At 42.4% G+C, this 894-nt stretch carries 1 protein-coding gene; it reads left to right on the top strand.

Features of this window, described 5'->3' with window-relative positions:
* Positions 1-894, top strand: an 894-nt coding sequence (locus AA089_RS23130) for a DUF11 domain-containing protein (protein WP_046759397.1), incomplete at both ends; no start/stop codon positions are given.

Genomic DNA, 894 nt, shown 5'->3' with positions numbered 1-894 from the left:
TAGAAGATGTTGTACCTGTAGGATATAGTATTGTTACAGCGAGCATTAGTAATGGCGGAGTTGCTACAACAAACACAATCAATTGGAGTGGACTTACAGTTCCACTAACAGGAACAAGTGTTAGCTTTGATGCAATAGTGAACGCCCCGACAGGCGTTGCAGACGAATACTTGAACACTGCAGAGATTACCGCAAGTGATCAATATGATCCAGACAGTGATCCAAGCACAGATGGGACAGTAGATGATAATGGCGATGGTATTGCCGATGATGATGAGGACAGCGCTATAGTCGTGATCCAGAGTTCAGATTTAAGTATAGACAAAGTAATAAGTGACACTACACCAAATGTAGGCGATGTAGTGACCTTCACAGTAACGGTAACCAATGCTGGTCCAGATGTAGCTACAGGTGTAGCGATATCTGATGTTGTACCAAACGGTTATACGATAGGAGTTATCAATGACGGTGGTATTGCTACAAGTAATACAATTAATTGGACGGCTTTAAGTGTACCGAGTAACAATGGTAGTGTTAGTGTAAGTTACACCGCTACGGTAAATGTACCAGGCGTTGGCGTAATTTATACCAACAATGCAGAGATTACCGCAAGTGATCAGTATGATCCAGACAGTGATCCAACAGTTAATAACACAGCAGATGATAATGGCGATGGTATTGCCGATGATGATGAGACGAGTGTAACTCCAGTAATAGAACAAGCAGATTTGAGTCTCAGCAAAGGTTTAGTTAGTGGAAGTTCGAGTCCGAATGTTGGAGATGTACTGACCTTTGAGCTTACGATCAATAACGCAGGACCAAGCGATGCTACGGGCGTATCTTTAGAAGATACCTTACCAGTTGCGGGATATAGTTTGGGTACAGTTAATAATG

Origin of the sequence: Kordia jejudonensis, assembly GCF_001005315.1 — a bacterium.
GTDB classification, from domain to species: Bacteria; Bacteroidota; Bacteroidia; order Flavobacteriales; family Flavobacteriaceae; genus Kordia; species Kordia jejudonensis.
Note: the sequence above shows the minus strand (reverse complement) of the source record. Positions and strands in the feature narration are given on the sequence as shown.